The sequence below is a fragment of the Microbispora amethystogenes genome (assembly GCF_016863015.1).
In the GTDB taxonomy this organism is placed as follows: Bacteria; Actinomycetota; Actinomycetes; order Streptosporangiales; family Streptosporangiaceae; genus Microbispora; species Microbispora amethystogenes.
In genome coordinates this window covers 83,720-103,637 of the sequence record NZ_BOOB01000037.1, presented here as the reverse complement: position 1 = coordinate 103,637, position 19,918 = coordinate 83,720, and the positions used below count along the sequence as shown (strand labels likewise).

Sequence of the window (19,918 nt, the reverse complement as noted above, 5' to 3'; positions counted from 1 at the left end):
GCTCACCCCGGAGTGTTCCACCCACTCCGGTGCGTCACAACCGATCCGCGGGCAAGGCGACCAGCTGTGAACGCTTCGTTATTTTTCGTGATCCTTGCCTTGTGACTGGTGTGACTGGTGTGGTTACTGATCCAAAAGTCGACAAAAAGGAAAGAAGCTGCGCCATGATGGGCCCTGCTCCGCCCATGAACCGCCGCCCGTGAACCCAAGCCGCCCATGAACCACAGGAGTCGCCATGGCGCGTCCGATCGTCGGCATCACCACCTACCTTGAGGCCGCGCGCTGGGGGACGTGGGTCCGTGAGGCCGCGGTGTCGCCGCACGCGTACGCGCGTGCGGTCGAGAAGGCGGGCGGCGCGCCCGTCCTGCTGCCGCCGCTGAGCCCGGTGTCCGCCGGCGACCACGCGCGCCGCCTCGATGCCCTCATCCTCGCCGGCGGCGTCGACGTCGACCCCGCGCTGTACGGCGAGGCGCCCGCCGCCGAGGCGGACGACGGCGACGCGCTCGCCGCGCCGCAGCCGCACCGCGACCGGTTCGAGGTGGCGCTCGCCCAGGCGGCGGTGGAGGTCGACGTGCCGCTGCTCGGGATCTCGCGCGGCATGCACGTGCTCAACGTGGCGCAGGGCGGCACGCTGATCACCTCCCTGCCCGCGGCCGTGGGCCACGACCGGCACGAGACCGCGAGGCACGTCGTGACCATCAGCGTGACGAGCCGGCTGGGCAAGGCGGTCGGCGACCGCGCCGAGGTGACCGGCGCGCACGGCCGGGCCGTACGGCGTCTCGGCACCGGCCTGCTCGCCGTGGCCTGGGCGGACGACCAGATCGTCGAAGGCGTCGAACTCCAGGGCCACCGTTTCGCCGTCGGCGTCCAGTGGCACCCCGAACGCGGCGCGGACAACCGCCTCATCGAGGCTCTGGTGGACGCCGCCCGTCCTTGATTACTGTTCAGGGATGGCGTTGCATCCCCAGGCCGCGGCCTACCTCGCGCTGTTCCCCTCCGACCTCGGCGCCGACCTCGCCTCCCTCTCCCGCGAGCAGATCGCCGAAATGCGGACGATGGACGGGCTGGCCGAGCAGCGCGGGCCGAGGATCGACCTGCCGGTGGTCAGGGACGAGACGGTGGCCGGGGTCCCGGTCCGGATCTACCGCCCGGAGCCCGGCGAGCACCCGCTGCCGGTGCTCGTCTACTACCACGGTGGCGGCTGGGTCTTCGGCAGCGTCGAGCGCAACGACCCCCTCGCGCGGGATCTCGCCGCGCGCACCGGCGCCGTGGTGGTCTCGGTGGACTACCGTCTCGCGCCCGAGCATCCGTTCCCGGCGGCGGCGGACGACGCCTTCGCGGTGGTCCGCGACGTATACGACAGGCCCGGCTTCTACGGCGGCGACGCCGGCCGGGTCGCGGTCGTCGGCGACAGCGCCGGCGGCAACCTCGCGGCCGTGGCCGCGTGGCTCGCCAGGGACGCGGGCCTCCGTCTCGCCCACCAGGCGCTGATCTACCCGGTCGCCGACGTCGCCGGCGACACGCCCAGCTTCCAGGCGAACGGCAAGGGGTACGGGCTGGAGGCGGCGGAGATGAGGTGGTTCGTCGAGCAGTACGCGGGCGGCGCCGATCCGCGCGACCCCCGTCTGGCGCCGCTCCACCTGCCGGACAAGTCGGGTCTCGCGCCCGCGACGGTGATCACGGCCGAGTACGACCCGTTGTGCGACGAGGGGGCCGCCTACGCCCGGGCGCTCGCGGAGGCCGGTGTGCCGGTGGAGTACCGGTGCTTCGAGGGCGCGCTGCACGGCTTCCTCGGCCTGCCCGGGTTCTTCGACCAGGCGGTCGAGGGCCGCGACCTCCTCACCACGCGGCTCAAGGAGGCGTTCGCGTGACCCGCGCCGAGGAGCTCAGAAGCTTCTCGGCAGGCCGAGGACCTGGGTGGCCAGGTGGTTCAGCAGCAGTTCCTCGGTGACCGGGGCGATCCTGCCGATCCTCGCGTCGGCGAGCAGCCGGGCCACGGGATACTCCAGTGAGTAGGCCATGCCGCCGTGGGTCTGGAACGCGGCGTCCGCCGCCTCCCACGCGGCCCGCGAGGCGGCCAGCTTGGCGATGTTGGCCTCGGTGCCGCAGGGCAGCCCGTTGTCGAAGGACCAGGCCGCCTTGTACAGCATCAGCCTGGCCAGCTCGATCTCGGCCTTGACCCGCGCCAGCGGGAACGCGACCGCCTGGTTGGCGCCGATCGGGCGGCCGAAGACCTCCCGCTGCTTCGCGTAGTCCACCCCCACCCGCAACGCCACCTCGGCCGCGCCGAGCGCGCTCGCGGCCAGCAGGATCCGCTCGGGGTTCAGCACGTCCCACAGCACGGCGACGCCCCGGTCCACCTCGCCGAGCACGCTGGACGCGGGCAGCCGCAGGTCGTCGACGAAAACCATGTTGGACGGCGTGGTGTTCGCGCCCATCTTGGGAATGGGCCGGTAGGTCAGGCCGCCCGCCCGCACCGCCTCGGGCACGTCGACCAGGAAGACCGTCAGCCCGTCGGTGCGGGGCCGGGCCCGCTCCGCCGGGATCGTCCGGGTGACCAGCAGCATCCGGGCGGCCCGCTGCACCCCGGTGATCCAGACCTTCTGGCCGTTGACCACGAAGTCCGAGCCGTCGCGGCGGGCGAAGGTCGAGATCGCCAGGGAGTTGGACCCGGCGTCGGGCTCGGTCAGCGCGAAGCACGTCTCCATTTCGCCCGTCGCCAGCTTCGGCAACAGGGCCTCCTTCTGCTCGGCCGAGCCGTGCCTGGCCAGCGTGAGCGCCCCGAACCCAGGCGTCAGCACGTACATGAAGGCCGAGCCCCCGGCCGAGCCCGAGGCCGACAGGGTCTCGGTGGCCACCGCGAGTTCGAGCAGGCCCTGGCCCGCCCCGCCGTACTCCTCCGGGACGGCCAGGCCGAGCCAGCCGCCCTTGGCGAGATCCGCCCACACCTCCTCCGGCCAGCGCTTCTCCGTCTCGCAGCGCTGCCAGTAGTCCATGTCGTACCGCGCGCAGACGTCCGCGACGCCGCGCCGTACCGCCTGCGCGCTCTCCGGCAGGGTGAAGTCCATGCCGACACTGTAGATCCGTCACCGGAGGACGGCGTCCGCCCGCGGGCGGCGGGCGTGGTAGACGAACGCGGGCGGCAGGTTGCGCCACACGGTGCGGCCCGCCACCACCTCCTCGAAGGAGGCGGTCAGCGCGCGGCGGAAGCGCAGGGCCGCGGGCAGCGCGCGGGCGTGGACGTAGGAGAAGGTCGTGAACGCGCCGCCCGGGGCGAGCGCGCCGACCGCCGCGCGCAGCAGCGCGGCCTGGTGGCCGGGGGAGAACGCCGCCCAGGGCAGCCCGCTGACGATCACGTCGGCCGCGGCCAGCCCCCGCTCGGCGAGCAGGGCGGGCAGGTCCGCGGCGCTGCCGACGACCAGGTCGACCCCCGGGTGGCGGGTCGAGAGCCGTCCCGCCAGGAGGGGGTTGATCTCGACGGCCAGATGGCGTCCCCGTCCCGCGAGCCGCCGCTGGATCTCGGCGGTGAAGGGCCCGGTGCCCGGTCCCAGCTCCACCACGACGGGCGCGCCCCCCTCGGGCACCGGTGCGCACACCGCCCGCGACAGCCGCCGCGAGCTGGGCGCGACCGCTCCTGTGGCGGCCGGGGAGCGCAGGAACTGGCCGAGGAGAACCGCTGACTCACTGTTCATGCCGGTCACGCTAGGCCGGGTCACGGCCCGATCCGCCCGCGATACGGGCCGACCTGGCGGCCGGTCGGCGCATGGAGAGCGGCCAGAAGGAGGAGGCGTGGTCCTCCGGCCGGAGGAGGGCCGCCACCCCGGGAGTTCGGTAGCGTTCCCCCATGCGGCGGCCCTTCTCACGTGGCCCGGTTCTCGACGTCTTCCTCGCGGTGAGCGGGACCGGCCTCGACGTGCTGGTCAGCGCGGGATCCTGGACGGGCGGCAACGGCCCGGCCCCGGTGTGGGTGGGGCTGGGGCTCGCGCTGCTGGCCGGGCTGCCGATGGGGCTGGTGCGCCGATGGCCCGGCCCGGTGGCCGTCTACCTGGCCGCGCTGCTGGTGGCCTGCGACCAGGTCGGCGCGTTCACCGTCAACACCGTCCAGATCCTGCTGCCCATCGCCGTCGGCGTGCTGGCCCGGGGGCACTCCTGGCGCTGGACGGCGCCGGTGGCCGTGCTCGCCGTCGCCGCGACGGCCGTGAACCTCGCCGACCCCGGCATCGCGCTCACCGCGAACACCTGGTTCTACTCGGCCGGCCTGATCGCCGCCCCGGTGCTGATCGGCGGCTATCTCCGCACGCAGGCGGGGCGGCGCCGGGAGGACCCGGCCCCGCTGCTCGACCTCCTCCTCGCCGGCGGCGGGGTGGCACTGGCGGTGCTCACCACCTGGCCCTACTGGCACAGCGGGGTGCCCCCGGTGTGGGCGGTCGCGCTCGGGGTGATGCTCGCGGGGCTCGCGCTGGGCGTCGTGCGGCACCTGCCCGGCGCGGTCCTGCTGCTGGAGAGCCTGACGCTGGTCACCGCCGACCAGTACGTCCCGAGGACCGGCAACAGCCTGCAACTGCTCGCTCTCGTGGCCCTCGGCGTGTTCGCGACCCGCGCCGCCTGGCCGTGGCTCGCCGCGGCGTACGCGCTGACCTGCTCGGTCTCCGCCCTCGTGACCGTGGACGACCCCGCCGACGTCACCCCGTTCCGGGTCGTGGCGCTGATGACGATGGTGACCGCACCGGTGGCGATCGGCCGGTACGTCGGCGCGCGGCAGGCGCAGGCCCGGCACGCGGCCGAACTGGCCGCCGAGCGGGCCAGGGCCGGGCGGCTGGCCGAGCGGGAGCGGATCGCCCGCGAGGTCCACGACATCGTGGCCCACCACGTCGGGGCGATGGTCCTGCGGGCGAGCGCGGCCCAGTACGCCGGGGCGGACGGCCCGGCCGCCGAGGCGCTGGCCGACATCCGGGAGACCGGGCACCGCGTCCTGGAGGACCTGCGCGGCCTGCTCACCGTGCTGCGCGATCCCGCCGAGGCGCTGCGCGACGACCTCCCGCTCGCGGACATGCTCGCCGACCCCGGCGACGTGCTGCGGGACGCGGTGGCGCGGATGTCGGCGGCGGGCCTGCACGTGGACCTGCGGCAGTCGCCCGAGGCGGGCCTGGCCCCGCTGGTGCTGCGCGCGGCGGCGGCCAGGATCGTCCAGGAGGGGCTCACCAACGTGCTGAAACACGCGGGGCCCGGCGCCCGCGCCGAGGTCGGCGTGCGGACGCGCGAGGGCGCGCTGGTGGTGGAGGTGCGCAACGGCCCGGGCCCGGCCCGCCCGCCGGAGGCGCTGCCGTCCCACGGCCAGGGCATCGCCGGCATGCGGGAACGGGCCCGCGCCTTCGGGGGGCGCGTCACCGCCGGCCCGGCCGGGGACGGCGGGTGGCGGCTGACCGCCTCGCTGCCCATCCCGCCCGAGGGCGCGTGCGAGAGCCCGCCCGACTGCCACATGAGGGGGAGACTCGCGTGATCCGCGTCGTCGTCGCCGACGACCAGGCCCTCGTACGGGCCGGCGTCCGCATGATGCTGGAGGCGGCCGGGGACATGGAGGTGTGCGGCGAGGCCGCCGACGGCGCCGAGGCCGTACGGCTGGACGAGCGGCACCGTCCCGACGTCGTGCTGATGGACCTGCGCATGCCGCGCGTGGACGGGCTGGAGGCCACCCGCAGGATCCTCGCCGCCCGGCCGTCCGCCCGGATCGTCGTGCTCACCACGTTCGCCGAGGACGAGAACCTCTACGCCGCGCTGGGCGCGGGCGCGCTCGGGTTCCTGGTCAAGGACGACCCGCCCGCCCACATGGTCGAGGCCGTGCGGCGGGCCGCGGCGGGAGAGCCCCCGCTCGCCCCGTCGGTGCTGCGGCGGGTCGTCGAGCGGGCCCTGGCCGCCGAACGGCAGACGCTGCCGCCGCCCGCGGCCCTGACCGAGCGCGAGGCGCAGGTGCTGACGCTGATCGGCGTGGGCCTGTCCAACGCGGAGATCGCCGGGCGGCTGCACGTGGGCGTCACGACCGTGAAGAGCCACGTCGCAGCGCTGATCGAGAAGCTGGACCTGCGCAACCGCACGCAGGCGGCGGTGATGGCGCACCGCTTCGGGTTGGTGGACGCCGCCTTCACCCCTGTGACGCCTCCACGGAACGGCCGGGACGCCGGCGTGTAGGAAGGGCCCGGCCCCAAGCGGTTGTTTAGCCGCTCCCAAGGCCGTGAGAAGCGGGTGTCGAGAAGGCCCTCCTAGCGTTCGTGTCCGGCGCCCGATCGGGCGCCGTCACACCGGAGAACGCGCCGTCCCCGGACGGCGGGAGGGATCATCATGGACAGGATCAGAATCGACGACATCGCGGCGGCCGGGCCGGAGCTCGACGAGGGAGACCTCCGCCTCGTCAACGGCGGCCGGAAGTTCGAGTGGTCGAGCCAGGTCATGACCCCGGACGGCACCGTCGACGCCAAGGACCTCGACTTCTGAGCGACCGCTTCCGAGTGAGCGCGCGGGGCGCCCTTCCGGCGCCCCGCGCCCGATCGGGAAGCCCGATCAGGAAGACAGCCCCAGAAAGGGCGAGAGATGTCCGGTGAAATACTCATCCTCACGATCGACGGAGACTCCCATGCGGAGCACGTGGCCCGTCTGCTGGCCGCGCGGGGGGCGGAACCGGTCGTCTTCGACCCGGCCGGCTATCCGGTCCGCGCGGTGCTCGACGCGGTCTACCACCGTGACGGGCGGGTGCGGCGGCGGCTGCGCACGGAGACGGCGGACGTCGATCTCGATCATCTGACGGCGTTGTGGTTCCGCCGTCCCCAGGCTCCCGTCGCGCATCCCGAGATCGCCGACCCGGTGGCACGCGCGTACATCGAGCAGGAGTGCGCGGTGTTCGCCGGGGACCTGTGGGAGCAGCTCGACTGCCGCATGGTCCCCGCGCCCAGGGAACGGGTGAGGCTGGCCCAGCGCAAGTCGTCACAGCTGGTCCTGGCCGGTCGTCTCGGATTCGAGCTGCCGGACACGCTGATCACCAACGACCCCGACGAGTTCCTGGACTTCTACAACCGGCACCGGGGCCGCGTCATCACCAAGCCCGTGGGCGTTCCCGCGACGTCCCGCGCGGACGGGGAGGGCGTGGCCCGGATGTCGGAACCGGTGTCCACCCGGGACGTGACGTACGCGGACGCGATCAGGTTCGGCCCGGTCGTCACCCAGGAATACGTGCCCAAGCGGGTCGAACTCCGGGTGACCGTCGTGGGGCGGGCCGTCTTCGCGGCGGAGATCCACTCCCAGGAGAGCAACCACACGAGGCTCGACTGGCGCCGTTACGACCCGGGCGGCACCCGCCATGAGGTGCACGAGCTGCCGCCGGAGGTGGCCGGGCGCTGCGTGCGGATCGTGCGGCGGCTCGGCCTGCGCTACGGAGCGATCGATCTCATCCTCACCCCCGACGGGCGCTACGTCTTCCTCGAAGTCAACCCCAGTGGCCAGTGGCTCTGGATCGAGAAGGCCACCGGCCTGCCGATCGGCGCGGCGTTGTGTGACCTGTTGATGTACGGCACGGTCCGAGAGGAGACCGCACATGCTGCCCGACGCCCTTGAAACCCTCCGCGGCCTGGACGGCGCCGAGCCGTCCGAGGCCCGGGAGCGCCTGCGGGAGTTGCGGGAGCGCCATCCCGGCGTGCGCTTCCGGCTGCTGTGGCAGCGGGAGGACTACGACGACTCGCTCCACTACGACCTTCTGATCAGACGGCCGGGGGAGGGGACCGTGTCGCTGTCCTGGTGCCCCGACCGCGCACTGCCCTGGCCCCTGCGGGGCGTGCAGCGAGCCGGCGAGACGCTGCTGCTGCGGATCGACGGAGTCGGGGTCAAGGTGGTCGACGCGGTCGCCCGGCTCGACTTCCTGTGGGACGAGGCCCGGCTGGTGGACCGGATCGTCGCCGCCGCCCTCGTCCAGGCGGAGCTGGAGGAGGCGCCGGTCGAGCTCTCCGACCACGAGATCCAGGAGGCGGTGGACGCGTTCCGGCGCGCCCGGGGGCTGCTCACCGTGGAACGGACGCGCGAGTGGATGGACCGCCGCTCCCTCACCCCGGTGGATCTCCGGGAGCTGGTCGCGGGGGAGGTGGCCGTCGCCCGCGTCCGCGAGCGGGTGACGGCCGGACGGGTCGAGCCGTACTTCGAGGAGCACCGGGAGGAGTTCGGCACGGCCCGGGTCGCCCGGCTCACCTTCCCCGGCTCCGAGGCGGCCCGGCGGGCGGCGGCCGAGATCGACGCCGGAGCAGGCTTCTTCGCACTGGCGGAGCGAACGCGCGGCGCCCGGCTGGTCGTCGAGGACGTGCCCGCGGCCGAGATCGGCACCGCCCGCCCCGGCGACGTCGTCTCGCCCGCCCCGGACGTCCTGCTCGAGGTGATCTCCGTGGCCGGCGCCGAGCTCGACGCGGACACGCGCCGCCGCGTCGAACGGCGGGTCTTCGACCTGTGGATCGACGAACGCCGCCGGGCCGCGAAGATCGAATGGTTCTGGGGAACCACGGCGCGGACCGGCACGCGGTGAACGGGCAGATCTTCCGCGCCGAGGCGCTGCGCCGCCATGCCGCCCCGCCGTCCGCCCCGGCCGCTGTGAAAGAGGTCGGCGACCGTGCGCTCGTCCTGCTCTGGTGCGCGGTCGCGGTGCTCGCCTCGGGGCTGGCCGTTCTCACCGCTCTGGTCCTGAGGGGTGGCGGGTGAGACGGGTCCCGGTCCTGCTGCAGAACTCGGCGACCGAGTGCGGCGCGGCCTGCCTGGCCGTGATCCTGTCCTTCCACGGCCACCGCACCACCATCCAAGAGGTCACCGACCACCTCCAGGTAGGCAGGGACGGCCTGAGCGCGCTGGCCGTCGTCCGCGCCGCGCGGGAGTTCGGCCTGAAGGCCAGGGCGTTCTCGCTGGAGCCGGCCGACCTCGGGCGGGTGCCCATGCCCGCGATCGTCCACTGGGAGTTCCAGCACTTCGTGGTGGTGGAGCGGTGGACCCCCGATCACGTGGACATCATGGACCCCGGCCAGGGACGCAGGCGGCTCACGCCCGCTGAGTTCGACGCCGGGTTCACCGGCGTGCTGCTGGCGTTCGAGCCGGAGCCGGGGTTCCGCCGCGTGCGGTCCGGCGCCGCGCGGGCGTGGCGGCGCGACTTCCTGCGCGCCCTGGTGCTCCGCAGGAAGGGCCTGCTCGCCCAGGTGCTCGCGGCGTCGGTGCTGCTCCAGGTGCTCGGCCTGGGGCTCGCGACGGCGTTCCAGGTCGTCGTCGACCGGATCCTCCCACGCGGGGACTCCGGGCTCCTCGCGCTCCTCGGCGTGGCCGTGCTGGTCGCCGTGGTCACCCAGTTCGCGGTGGGCTACCTGCGTTCGGTGCTGCTCGTCGCGCTCCGTTCGCGCACCGACGGCGAGGTGACGCGGAATCTGGTGTCGCACCTCGTCGCACTGCCGTACCGGTACTTCGCGGTGCGCGGCAAGGCGGACCTGGTGAACCGATCGAACAGCGTCATGGCCCTGCGCGAGACGCTGACCGGGCAGATCCTCTCGTCGTTGCTCGACGGGCCGCTCGCCCTCGTCTACCTGCTGCTCGTCTTCGCCTGGGACCCGGTCTTCGGCGCCTTCCTCGCGCTGCTCGCCGCGGGGCAGGCCGCCCTCCTGCTCGGCACCGCCCGCCGGGTGGGCGAGCTGACCAGGCGCGAGCTGGCCGCTCTCGCCGACACGCAGGGCCGCCTGATGGAGGCCGTCGGCGGCATCGAGACGCTCAAGGCGTCCGGGGCCGAGCCGCGGGCGATGCGGCGCTGGTCGGACCTGTTCGCCCGGCAACTCGACGCCGACGTGCGGGGAGGGCTCGTCCGGGGGCTCATCGAGGCGGCGCTCGGGGCGGTGCGCCATCTCGCGCCGCTGGGGCTCCTGTGGGTCGGCGCGTGGCGGGTGCTCGACGGGTCGCTGAGCCTCGGGACGCTGCTCGCGCTGAACGCCCTGGCCACCGCCGCGCTCACCCCGATCGGCTCGCTGATGACCAGCCTGCGCAGCCTTCAGCAGGCCGGGGCGCACTTCGACCGGCTGTCGGACATCCTCGCCGCCGAGCCCGAGCCGTCCACGGGGATCGAGGTGCTGCGGCTGCGCGGCGGCATCGAGCTGCGCGGGGTGGGTTTCCGCCACGACCCGCGCGGCGCGTGGACGCTGCGCGACGTCTCACTGGTCGTGCGGCCGGGGCAGAAGGTCGCGCTGGTCGGTCCCTCGGGGTCGGGCAAGAGCACGCTCGCCCGCCTCCTGCTCGCCCTGTACCGGCCGACGGCCGGGGAGATCCGGTACGACGGCGTTCCCGCGGCCGAGCTCAACCCGCGGTCGCTGCGCCGCCAGTTCGGTGTGGTCACCCAGGAGCCGTCGCTGTTCACCGGGACGATCCGGGAGAACATCGCGCTCAATCTCCCCGAGGCCGGCCTGGACCGGATCGCCGAGGCGGCCCGGATCGCGGGCCTGCACGACGAGATCATGGCGATGCCGATGGGCTACGAGACGATCCTGGTCGAGGGCGGCGGCCTGTCGGGCGGGCAGCGCCAGCGCCTCGCCCTGGCCCGCGCGCTGCTGCCCCGCCCCACGGTGCTGCTGCTCGACGAGGCGACCAGCAACCTGGACAGCGCGACCGAGGCCGGCATCGAGGCGCGGCTGTCCCGCCTGACGCAGACCCGCATCGTGATCGCGCACCGGCTGAGCACGGTGCGGGACGCCGACCTGATCCTGGTCGTCGAGCGGGGCACGGTGGTGGAGCGGGGCACCCACGAGGAGCTGCTGGCCCTGGGCGGGCGCTACACCCGGCTCGTCGCCGCGCAGACGGCCCCCGCCGGGGCCGCCGCTCCGCGGAACGGCCGGGATACCGGCATGTAGGGTCTGGGGCGTGAACGCTGCCGAGGACCGGATCTGGACGGTTCCCAACCTGCTGAGCGCCCTGCGGCTGCTCGGCGTCCCCGTCTTCCTCTGGCTCGTGCTGGGCCCCCGGGCCGACGGATGGGCCGTCGCGCTGCTGATGCTCGCGGGCTTCAGCGACTGGCTCGACGGCAAGCTCGCCCGCGCGTGGAACCAGACCAGCAGGCTCGGCCGCCTCATCGACCCGCTCGCCGACCGGCTCTACATCCTCGCCACGCTTGTCGGCCTGGTCCTGCGGGGCGTCATCCCCTGGTGGCTGGCGCTCGCGGTGCCGCTGCGCGACATCCTGCTGCTGTGGATGCCGCCGGTCCTGCGGCGGCACGGATACGGCCCCGCCCTGCCCGTCCACTTCCTCGGCAAGGCGGGCACCGCCGCCCTCATGTACGCGTTCCCGCTGCTGTTCCTCGCCTCCCATGACGGCTGGTACGCCGAGATTGCCGCGATCTTCGGATGGGCCTTCGCCATCTGGGGAACTGGTCTGTATTGGTGGGCGGGGGTGTTGTATGTCGTACAGGTGCGCCAGCTAACGAAGGGGTGACCCGTGAAGGCCGTCGTCATGGCGGGCGGGGAGGGGACACGGCTGCGGCCGATGACCGCCAACCAGCCCAAGCCCCTGCTGCCCATCATCAACCGGCCGATCATGGAGCACGTGCTGCGGCTGCTCAGACGGCACGGCTACACCGAGGTCGTGGTGACCGTGCAGTTCCTCGCCGCGCTCATCCGCAACTACTTCGGCGACGGCGACGAGCTCGGCATGACCCTCCACTACGCCACGGAGGACGTCCCCCTCGGCACGGCGGGCAGCGTGAAGAACGCCGCCGACAAGCTCCGCGAGGACCGGTTCCTGGTCATCTCCGGTGACGCGCTCACCGACATCGACCTGACCGACATGCTCCGCTTCCACCGGGAGAACCGGGCGCTGGTCACGATCGGGCTCAAGCGCGTGCCCAACCCGCTGGAGTTCGGGATCATCATCGTCGACGAGAACGGCCGCATCCAGCGCTTCCTGGAGAAGCCGACCTGGGGGCAGGTGTTCTCCGACACGGTCAACACCGGCGTGTACATCATGGAGCCGTCGGTCCTCGACGAGATCGCCCCCGGCCAGCCGGTCGACTGGTCGTCCGACATCTTCCCCCGCCTGCTGGAGCGGGGCTGCCGGCTGTTCGGCTACGTCGCCGAGGGCTACTGGGAGGACGTCGGCACGCACGAGAGCTACCTCAAGGCGCAGGCCGACGTGCTGGAGGGCAAGGTCAAGGTCGACTTCGACGCCTTCGAGCTGGCTCCGGGCGTGTGGGCCGCCGAGGGCGCCTCCGTCGACCCCGAGGCGGTGCTCAAGGGGCCCCTTTACATCGGCGACTACGCCAAGGTCGAGGCCGGAGCCGAGCTGCGGGAGTACACCGTGCTCGGCAGCAACGCGGTGGTCAAGGAGGGCGCCTTCCTGCACCGCGCGGTGGTCAGCGACAACGTGTACGTCGGCCCCGCCGCGCACCTGCGCGGATGCGTGATCGGCAAGAACACCGACGTCATGACCGGCGCCCGGATCGAGGAGAACGCCGTCGTCGGCGACGAGTGCGTCATCGAGGCCGAGGCGTACGTCTCCTCCGGGGTCAAGATCTACCCGTTCAAGACGATCGAGGCAGGCACCGTCGTCAACACCAGCGTGATCTGGGAGTCGCGCGGCCAGCGCAGCCTCTTCGGCCCCCGGGGCGTCTCCGGGCTGGTCAACGTGGAGATCACCCCCGAGCTGTGCGTACGGCTCGCCAGCGCGTACGCCACGACCCTGAAGAAGGGCGACACGGTGGTCACCGCCCGCGACGCCTCACGTGCGGCGCGGGCGCTGAAGCGCGCGGTGATCAGCGCGCTGAACTCCAGCGCGATCAACGTCGTCGACCTGGAGGCCGCCGCCCTGCCGGTGGCCCGGTTCAACACCTCCCGCGAGAACGTCAGGGGCGGCATCTTCCTGCGCACGACCGCGGGCGACCCGCAGAGCGTGGACATCGTGTTCATGGACGAGACCGGCTCGGACCTGTCGCAGGCGGCGCAGCGCAAGCTGGAGCGGGTCTTCACCCGGCAGGAGTACCGCCGGGCCTTCCCCGGCGAGATCGCCGAGCTGACGTTCCCCGCCAGGGCCGTCGACACCTACGCCAGGGAACTGCTGGCCTGCGTCGACATGTACGGCGTGAAGGACGCCGAGATGAAGGTCGTGGTCGACTGCGCCGGGGGCACGTCCTCGCTGGTGCTGCCCAGCCTGCTCGGCCGGGCCGGGGTCGACGTGCTGACCGTGAACAACCGCCTCGACGACGCCTCGCCCACCGAGACCCTCGCCGAGCGGCGCCGCGACCTGCAGCGCCTGGCGGACCTGGTCGCCTCCGCCCGGGCCGCCTTCGGCGTACGGTTCGACCCGGTGGGGGAGCGGGTGTCCCTGGTCGACGAGATGGGCCAGCTCATCAGCGAGGAGCGGGCGCTGCTCGTCGTGCTCGACCTGGTCGCGGCCGAGCGGCGCGGCGGCCGGGTGGCGCTGCCGGTCACCACGACCAGGGTGGCGGAGATGGTGTGCCGCTTCCACGGCGTGCAGGTCGACTGGACGGCCACCAGCCTCGACACGCTGACCCGGGCGGCCCGGCACCCCGACACGATCTTCGCGGGCGACGGGCGGGGCGGCTTCATCGTCCCGGAGTTCGGGCCGACCCTGGACGGCCTGGCCGTGTTCCTGCGCCTGCTCGGCCTGGTCGCGCGCACCCGGCTGTCGCTCAGCCAGATCGACGCCCGCATCCCGGAGGCCAGGTTGCTGAAGCGGACCGTCCCGACGCCGTGGGCGCACAAGGGGGCCGTGATGCGCTCGGTCGTCGAGGCCGCCGAGGGCCACCGCCTGGACACCACCGACGGCGTCCGGGTCGTCGAGGAGGACGGAAGCTGGGCGCTCGTGCTGCCCGACCCCGCCGAGGCCGTCACCCACCTGTGGGCCGAGGGCCACGACGTGGACGGCGCCCAGGCACTCCTGGAACGCTGGGCCCACGTGGTCGAGCAGGCCGCCGGCTCCTGCTGAGCCGTGCCGGCCCCTGCTGACCCCTGCCGAACCCCTGCTCCCTCTTTCGTGATCAGGATGGGATGCGGGGGATGCATGTGTCGGGATGGACCTTGAACCTCTGTGGGCTGTAGCGTTGGTCAGTCCACGCCCAGCCGCGGCTTCTTGACCTTTGTGCCTGATCAGCGTAAGTTGCGGCATTCGCAGTTTGAGCCAGTCCCGAGCAAGTCGTGAGAGTCGTGAGAGAGGCCGAGCCGTTCGATGCCCAGCGTCTACTGCACGCAGTGCGGTCATGCCAACCCCGAGGATGCCCGTTTCTGTTCACGGTGCGGTTCGCCGCTGAGCGCTCCGGCGCCCGTCGCAGCCGACACCACCTCGACGATCTCCCTGGAGGCGCTGGAGGCGGAGACGGGCCAGACGCTGCTTCCGGACCGGTCCGCGATCGAGCAGATGCCGCCCGGCACGGCTCTCCTTGTGGTCATGCGCGGCCCGAACGCGGGCAGCCGTTTTCTGCTCGACAGCGATCTCACTACGGCGGGTCGCCACCCGGAAAGCGACATTTTCCTGGACGATGTAACCGTGTCCAGGAGGCATGTCGAGTTCTACCGCCGCGGCGGCCAGTTCACGGTCCGCGACGTGGGCAGCCTGAACGGCACCTACGTCAACCGGGAACGCATCGAGGAGTCCCCGTTGCAGGGCGGCGACGAGGTGCAGATCGGCAAGTTCCGGCTGGTGTTCCTCACGCGTGGTCCTGGAGGGCTGTGATCGGTGAGGAGGAGAAGTCATGAGCGCACAGGCCGTACGGGCGTTCATGAGTATCGGGGAGGTGCTCGGCCAGCTGCAGGCCGAGTTCCCCGACGTGACCGTCTCCAAGATCCGGTTCCTGGAGGGTGAAGGGCTCATCGAGCCCCAGCGGAGCCCTTCGGGCTACCGCAAGTTCACCTACAACGACGTGGAGCGCCTGCGGTACATCCTGCGGGCGCAGCGTGACCAGTACCTGCCCCTCCGGGTGATCAAGGATCAGCTGGACGGGCAGGTGGCACGCCCGCAGAGCGTCTCCGACGGCCCGCCGGCGGTGCGTCTCAGCAGGGACGAGCTCATCGAGGCCGCGGGCATCGACGAGGAGACCCTGGCCGAGATGGAGAGCTTCGGCCTGGTCGCGCCGGTCGCCCGCCGCTACGACGGCGAGGCGCTGGAGATCGCGCGCAGCGTGGGGGCGCTGGCGCGGTTCGGCCTGCGCGCGCGGCACCTCCGGGCGGTGCGGGCTCTGGTGGAGCGGGAGGCCGGCCTGATCGAGCAGGCGGTGGCGCCCGTGCTGCGCCGGAAGGCGACGGGAGCGATCGCGGAGGCCGACGAGACCGCCCGCGAGATGTCCGGTCTTCTCCAGGAACTGCACAATGCGTTGTTGCGTAGCAGCGTTCGTGGCGTTCTGGGCCAGTAGAGGTGGGCTGATGGGGCGGTGACCGGCACATCCGCTCCCTGGCGGGTGTTACGTTGAATGCCTGGTGATATGCCGCGACGCTTGAGACGGAGCCGCCCGTGTTGCAGATGGAGGTCGTGGGGGTTCGCGTTGAGATGCCCACAAACCAGCCGATCGTTCTCCTGAAGGAGGCGAGCGGTGATCGGTACCTGCCGATCTGGATTGGCATGACCGAGGCGACCGCCATCGCGCTGGCCCAGGCGGAGGAGCCCCCGCCGAGGCCGCTGACCCACGACTTGTTCCGCGATGTGCTTGAGGCGTTGGGGGTGCGGTTGCGCACCGTCAACATCGTCGCGCTCCGCGACGGGATCTTCTTCGCCGACCTGGTGTTCTCGAACGGGGTCGAGGTGAGCGCCCGCCCTTCGGACTCGATCGCACTGGCGTTGCGTACGGGGGCGACGATCTACGCGAGTGAGGACGTCATCCAGGAGGCGGGTGTGAGCATGCCCGACGACCAGGAAGACGAAGTGGAGAAGTTCCGCGAGTTCCTGGACAAAATCACACCGGAAGACTTCGGGCGAGCGGGCTGACGTGCCGCACGATTTCGGGAAATTACGCTTCACGACGCGCCGGACGGGGTCGTTGACTGACGGTGGCCCCGGTCCTACGGTGCAAGGGAAACCACGGTTGTAATTCGCGAACCCCCAGATCAGACCGTGGGATGAGAGAAAGCCGGAGGTCCGCAGTGGCGGTCAGCAGCGGCGAGGGTAGGTCGGCCGGCCAGCACGACCCGGTTCGGCGGGCGGCACGCGAGCGCGCCGGTGAACAGGGTCTGCTGTTCGACGAGCAGCCGACGGCGCTGCCCGAGAACATCGGTTACCGCGGGCCGACGGCGTGCGCGGCGGCCGGGATCACCTACCGGCAGCTCGACTACTGGGCCCGGACCGAACTGGTGCTCCCGACCATAAGAGCAGCTCAGGGGTCCGGTTCGCAGCGACTCTACAGCTTCCGCGACATCCTCGTCCTGAAGGTCGTCAAACGTCTCCTCGACACGGGGGTCTCCCTCCAGCAGATCCGCACCGCCGTACGGCACCTGCGCGACCGCGGCGTCAACGACCTGGCCCAGATCACCCTGATGAGCGACGGCGTGAGCGTCTACGAGTGCACCAGCGCCGACGAGGTGATCGACCTGCTGCAGGGCGGCCAGGGCGTGTTCGGCATCGCGCTCGGGCGGGTCTGGCGGGAGGTGGAGGGCTCCCTGGCCGAGCTGCCGGGTGAGCGCGCGGAATCCTCCCCGGATGCGGAGGGGGACCATCCCGCCGACGAGCTGGCCCGTCGCAGGAAGGCCCGCAAGACCGGCTGAGAAACGGGTACAACGGAAGTAACCGGGTAGAGTGGACACGGCCGACGACCTCGTGCGGGAGAGACCCCTGAAGTTGCAGGGGCGCCGAAGGAGCAAACCTCCCCGGAAACTCTCAGGCATCCGTACCGCACGGACGAGGCGACTCTGAAAAGCAGGCCCGCCGGCCAGGCGGCGCCTCACCGAAGGGGAAAGCCGGGCCCGGCGGCCCGGTGAAGCTCTCAGGTCCGATGACAGAGGGGGAGACCGCATCACGGCCGGTCGCGCCCACGGGCGCGAGGCGGTCGCCGCAGGTCTCGACCCGCCCAGGAGGCCCCTGTCATGACCGACCGCTCGACGCTTGAGGATCTTTCCGCCCCGCCTTTCGCGACCCGTCACATCGGTCCTTCCGACGACGACCGCGCCCGGATGCTGGAGGTCGTCGGCTACGAGTCGACGGCCGACCTGCTCGCCGTGGCCGTGCCCGAGGCGATCCGCACGCGGACCCCGCTGAACCTGCCCGAGGCGGCGGGGGAGGCCGAGGCGCTGGCCGATCTGCGCGCGATCGCCGCCCGCAACCGGGTGCTGACCCCCATGATCGGCCTGGGGTACCACGACACGATCACTCCGGGGGTCGTCCTCCGCAACGTGCTGGAGAACCCGGGCTGGTACACCGCGTACACGCCGTACCAGCCGGAGATCTCGCAGGGGCGGCTGGAGGCCCTGCTGAACTTCCAGACGGTCGTGTCGGACCTCACCGGCCTCGACGTCGCGGGCGCGTCCCTGCTGGACGAGGCGACCGCCGCGGCCGAGGCCATGACGCTGGCGCGGCGCGCGAGCAAGGTCAAGGCGGACGTCTTCGTGGTCGACGCCGACGCGCTGCCGCAGACCAAGGCCGTGCTGGCGACCCGCGCGGAGCCGCTCGGCATCACGCTGGTGGAGTCGGACCTCGCGGGCGACCTGCCCGAGTGCTTCGGGGTCCTCGTCCAGTATCCGGGCGCGAGCGGCCGCGTGGCGTCGTTCCGGGCGCTGGCCGAGCGGGCGCACGCCGCCGGCGCGCTGCTCGTCGCGTCGGCCGACCTGCTGGCGCTGACCCTGCTGGAGCCCCCGGGCGAGCAGGGCGCCGACATCGCCGTCGGCTCCTCCCAGCGCTTCGGCGTCCCGCTGGGCTACGGCGGCCCCCACGCGGCCTACATGGCGGTCCGCGAGGGCCTGCAGCGGCAGATGCCGGGCCGCCTGGTCGGCGTCTCGGTGGACGCCGACGGCCGTACGGCCTACCGGCTGGCCCTGCAGACCCGCGAGCAGCACATCCGGCGGGAGAGGGCCACCAGCAACATCTGCACCGCGCAGGTCCTGCTCGCCGTCATGGCCTCGATGTACGCCGTCTACCACGGCCCCGACGGCCTCCGGAGGATCGCCCAGCGGGCGCACCGGCACGCGGCCGTCCTCGCCGCCGGGCTGCGCGAGGGGGGCGTGGAGATCGTCCACGACGAGTTCTTCGACACCGTGCTCGCCCGCGTGCCGGGCCGGGCGGAGCGGGTCGTGGCCGCCGCCGCCGAGCGGGGCGTCAACCTCCGCCTGGCGGACGCCGACCACGTCGGGGTGGCCTGCGACGAGAAGACCGTCGTCGCCCACCTGCGGGCCGTCTGGGAGGCGTTCGGCGTGCCGGGGACCGTGGTCGAGGACCTCGACCGGGCGACCTCCGACGCGATCCCCGCGGGCCTGCAGCGGACCTCCGGCTTCCTCGCCCACCCGGTCTTCCACTCCCACCGCTCCGAGACGGCCATGCTGCGCTACCTGCGGCGGCTGCAGGACAGGGACGTCGCGCTCGACCGCTCGATGATCCCGCTGGGCTCCTGCACGATGAAGCTCAACGCGACCACCGAGATGGAGCCGGTCACCTGGCCGGAGTTCGCCGCGATCCACCCGTTCGCGCCGGCGGAGCAGGCCGAGGGGTACGCCGAGCTGATCGCGACCCTGGAGGGCTGGCTGGCCGAGGTCACGGGTTACGACCGGGTGTCGATCCAGCCGAACGCCGGCTCGCAGGGCGAGTTCGCCGGGCTGCTGGCGATCAGGTCCTACCACCGCTCCCGGGGCGAGGACGGCCGCGACGTCTGCCTCATCCCGTCGTCCGCCCACGGCACCAACGCCGCCAGCGCCGTCATGGCGGGCATGCGGGTCGTCGTGGTGGCCTGCGACGAGAGCGGCAACGTCGACCTCGCCGACCTCGCCGCGAAGATCGGCAAGCACCGCGACTCGCTCGCCGCGATCATGGTGACGTATCCGTCCACCCATGGCGTGTACGAGGAGACGATCGTCGAGATCTGCGAGCGGGTCCACGAGGCCGGCGGACAGGTCTACGTGGACGGGGCCAACCTCAACGCGCTGGTCGGCCTGGCCCGGCTGGGCGAGTTCGGGGCGGACGTCTCCCACCTGAACCTGCACAAGACCTTCTGCATCCCGCACGGCGGCGGCGGGCCCGGCGTCGGCCCGGTCGCGGTCAAGGCCCACCTCGCGGAGCACCTGCCCGCGCACGTGTCGGCCGCGCCGTACGGCTCGGCGGGCATCCTGCCGATCTCCTGGGCGTACGTCCGGATGATGGGCGGCGACGGCCTCCGCCAGGCCACCGAGCAGGCGATCCTGTCGGCCAACTACCTGGCCCGGCGCCTCGCGCCGCACTACCCGGTCCTCTACACCGGCCGGGACGGCCTGGTCGCGCACGAGTGCATCGTCGACCTGCGCCAGATCACCAAGGAGACCGGCGTCACCGTCGACGACGTGGCCAAGCGGCTGATCGACTACGGCTTCCACGCGCCCACGATGTCGTTCCCCGTCGCCGGGACGCTCATGATCGAGCCGACCGAGAGCGAGGACCTGGCCGAGCTCGACCGCTTCGCCGACGCGATGATCGCGATCCGGGGCGAGATCGCCAAGGTGGCGTCGGGCGAGTACGACAAGGCCGACAACCCGCTGCGCAACGCGCCGCACACGGCCGAGTGCCTCACCGCCGGCGACTGGGCCCACCCCTACTCGCGGGCCGTCGCGGCCTACCCGGTGCCCGGCCTGCGCGACGACAAGTACTGGCCGCCGGTGCGCCGCATCGACCAGGCGTACGGCGACCGCAACCTCGTCTGCTCCTGCCCGCCCCTGGAGGCGTACGAGGACTGACCGGTTGCGCATGTCGGCCCCGCCCGGAG

General features: G+C 72.6%; 18 protein-coding genes and 1 riboswitch. Of the genes, 16 read left to right on the top strand and 2 right to left on the bottom strand.

Annotated features, from left to right (window positions below; all coding sequences use genetic code 11):
• The first annotated feature begins 235 nt into the window (after positions 1 to 235).
• Positions 236 to 937: a gamma-glutamyl-gamma-aminobutyrate hydrolase family protein gene (locus tag Mam01_RS23575; RefSeq protein ID WP_204287386.1), complete on the top strand. Its 702-nt coding sequence runs from the start codon at positions 236 to 238 to the stop codon at positions 935 to 937.
• A gap of 13 nt (positions 938 to 950) precedes the next feature.
• Positions 951 to 1,871, top strand: a complete 921-nt coding sequence (locus Mam01_RS23570; RefSeq protein WP_204287385.1) for an alpha/beta hydrolase — start codon at positions 951 to 953, stop codon at positions 1,869 to 1,871.
• A 15-nt stretch (positions 1,872 to 1,886) separates the two neighbouring features.
• Here Mam01_RS23570 and Mam01_RS23565 read toward each other — a convergent pair whose 3' ends face one another.
• Both Mam01_RS23565 and Mam01_RS23560 read right to left on the bottom strand, forming a co-directional pair.
• Entirely contained in the window at positions 1,887 to 3,068 is a 1,182-nt protein-coding gene (locus Mam01_RS23565) for an acyl-CoA dehydrogenase family protein (protein WP_204287384.1), read from the bottom strand.
• Positions 3,069 to 3,086: 18 nt separating this feature from the next.
• Entirely contained in the window at positions 3,087 to 3,692 is a 606-nt protein-coding gene (locus tag Mam01_RS23560) for a class I SAM-dependent methyltransferase (RefSeq protein ID WP_204287383.1), read from the bottom strand.
• A gap of 152 nt (positions 3,693 to 3,844) precedes the next feature.
• Between Mam01_RS23560 and Mam01_RS23555 the strand changes: the two genes are divergently transcribed.
• The 14 genes from Mam01_RS23555 (at position 3,845) to gcvP (ending at position 19,889) form a co-directional block, all read left to right on the top strand.
• Positions 3,845 to 5,500 (top strand): sensor histidine kinase, encoded by a 1,656-nt coding sequence (locus Mam01_RS23555; protein WP_204287382.1) that lies wholly within the window; start codon positions 3,845 to 3,847, stop codon positions 5,498 to 5,500.
• Positions 5,497 to 6,186 (top strand): response regulator, encoded by a 690-nt coding sequence (locus Mam01_RS23550; RefSeq protein ID WP_204287381.1) that lies wholly within the window; start codon positions 5,497 to 5,499, stop codon positions 6,184 to 6,186. The genes Mam01_RS23555 and Mam01_RS23550 overlap by 4 nt, the downstream gene beginning before the upstream one ends.
• 150 nt (positions 6,187 to 6,336) lie before the next feature.
• Positions 6,337 to 6,489, top strand: coding sequence for a hypothetical protein (locus tag Mam01_RS23545; protein WP_204287380.1), 153 nt, complete (start codon positions 6,337 to 6,339; stop codon positions 6,487 to 6,489).
• 96 nt (positions 6,490 to 6,585) lie between these two features.
• A complete protein-coding gene (locus tag Mam01_RS23540) occupies positions 6,586 to 7,602 on the top strand; it encodes an MvdC/MvdD family ATP grasp protein (RefSeq protein WP_204287379.1) in 1,017 nt (338 codons plus the stop codon).
• Complete coding sequence (locus tag Mam01_RS23535) at positions 7,583 to 8,554, top strand: TIGR04500 family putative peptide maturation system protein (RefSeq protein ID WP_204287378.1); 972 nt, start codon at positions 7,583 to 7,585, stop codon at positions 8,552 to 8,554. Before Mam01_RS23540 ends, Mam01_RS23535 begins: the two co-directional genes overlap by 20 nt.
• The gene (locus Mam01_RS23530) at positions 8,551 to 8,727 is read left to right on the top strand and encodes a hypothetical protein (protein WP_204287377.1); all 177 of its coding nucleotides are present in this window, start codon (positions 8,551 to 8,553) and stop codon (positions 8,725 to 8,727) included. The genes Mam01_RS23535 and Mam01_RS23530 overlap by 4 nt, the downstream gene beginning before the upstream one ends.
• A complete protein-coding gene (locus tag Mam01_RS23525) occupies positions 8,724 to 10,898 on the top strand; it encodes a peptidase domain-containing ABC transporter (RefSeq protein ID WP_204287376.1) in 2,175 nt (724 codons plus the stop codon). Before Mam01_RS23530 ends, Mam01_RS23525 begins: the two co-directional genes overlap by 4 nt.
• 10 nt (positions 10,899 to 10,908) lie before the next feature.
• Positions 10,909 to 11,475 carry a cardiolipin synthase ClsA gene (gene clsA, locus Mam01_RS23520; RefSeq protein ID WP_204287375.1) on the top strand — a complete coding sequence of 189 codons (567 nt, stop codon included), beginning with the start codon at positions 10,909 to 10,911 and terminating at the stop codon, positions 11,473 to 11,475.
• Between the two features lie 3 nt (positions 11,476 to 11,478).
• Positions 11,479 to 13,983, top strand: coding sequence for a mannose-1-phosphate guanyltransferase (locus tag Mam01_RS23515; protein ID WP_204287374.1), 2,505 nt, complete (start codon positions 11,479 to 11,481; stop codon positions 13,981 to 13,983).
• 240 nt (positions 13,984 to 14,223) lie between these two features.
• Positions 14,224 to 14,727, top strand: a complete 504-nt coding sequence (locus Mam01_RS23510) for an FHA domain-containing protein (RefSeq protein WP_111698632.1) — start codon at positions 14,224 to 14,226, stop codon at positions 14,725 to 14,727.
• A 19-nt stretch (positions 14,728 to 14,746) separates the two neighbouring features.
• A complete protein-coding gene (gene ftsR / locus Mam01_RS23505) occupies positions 14,747 to 15,403 on the top strand; it encodes a transcriptional regulator FtsR (protein ID WP_204287373.1) in 657 nt (218 codons plus the stop codon).
• 98 nt (positions 15,404 to 15,501) lie between these two features.
• Entirely contained in the window at positions 15,502 to 15,972 is a 471-nt protein-coding gene (locus Mam01_RS23500) for a bifunctional nuclease family protein (RefSeq protein ID WP_111698626.1), read from the top strand.
• Positions 15,973 to 16,127: 155 nt separating this feature from the next.
• Complete coding sequence (locus tag Mam01_RS23495) at positions 16,128 to 16,745, top strand: MerR family transcriptional regulator (RefSeq protein ID WP_150934237.1); 618 nt, start codon at positions 16,128 to 16,130, stop codon at positions 16,743 to 16,745.
• A gap of 45 nt (positions 16,746 to 16,790) precedes the next feature.
• A riboswitch (glycine riboswitch) is annotated at positions 16,791 to 16,883 on the top strand.
• Positions 16,884 to 17,063: 180 nt separating this feature from the next.
• Entirely contained in the window at positions 17,064 to 19,889 is a 2,826-nt protein-coding gene (gcvP, locus tag Mam01_RS23490) for an aminomethyl-transferring glycine dehydrogenase (RefSeq protein ID WP_204287371.1), read from the top strand.
• The last annotated feature ends 29 nt before the right edge of the window (positions 19,890 to 19,918 follow it).

Excerpts from the sequence above, each read along its gene's own strand:
- Mam01_RS23575 (WP_204287386.1), top strand. The coding sequence starts at position 236 with ATGGCGCGTCCGATCGTCGGCATCACCACCTACCTTGAGGCCGCGCGC.
- Mam01_RS23570 (WP_204287385.1), top strand. The coding sequence starts at position 951 with ATGGCGTTGCATCCCCAGGCCGCGGCCTACCTCGCGCTGTTCCCCTCC.
- Mam01_RS23565 (WP_204287384.1), bottom strand. The coding sequence starts at position 3,068 with ATGGACTTCACCCTGCCGGAGAGCGCGCAGGCGGTACGGCGCGGCGTC.
- Mam01_RS23560 (WP_204287383.1), bottom strand. The coding sequence starts at position 3,692 with ATGAACAGTGAGTCAGCGGTTCTCCTCGGCCAGTTCCTGCGCTCCCCG.
- Mam01_RS23555 (WP_204287382.1), top strand. The coding sequence starts at position 3,845 with ATGCGGCGGCCCTTCTCACGTGGCCCGGTTCTCGACGTCTTCCTCGCG.
- Mam01_RS23545 (WP_204287380.1), top strand. The coding sequence starts at position 6,337 with ATGGACAGGATCAGAATCGACGACATCGCGGCGGCCGGGCCGGAGCTC.
- Mam01_RS23540 (WP_204287379.1), top strand. The coding sequence starts at position 6,586 with ATGTCCGGTGAAATACTCATCCTCACGATCGACGGAGACTCCCATGCG.
- Mam01_RS23535 (WP_204287378.1), top strand. The coding sequence starts at position 7,583 with ATGCTGCCCGACGCCCTTGAAACCCTCCGCGGCCTGGACGGCGCCGAG.
- Mam01_RS23510 (WP_111698632.1), top strand. The coding sequence starts at position 14,224 with ATGCCCAGCGTCTACTGCACGCAGTGCGGTCATGCCAACCCCGAGGAT.
- ftsR (WP_204287373.1), top strand. The coding sequence starts at position 14,747 with ATGAGCGCACAGGCCGTACGGGCGTTCATGAGTATCGGGGAGGTGCTC.
- gcvP (WP_204287371.1), top strand. The coding sequence starts at position 17,064 with ATGACCGACCGCTCGACGCTTGAGGATCTTTCCGCCCCGCCTTTCGCG.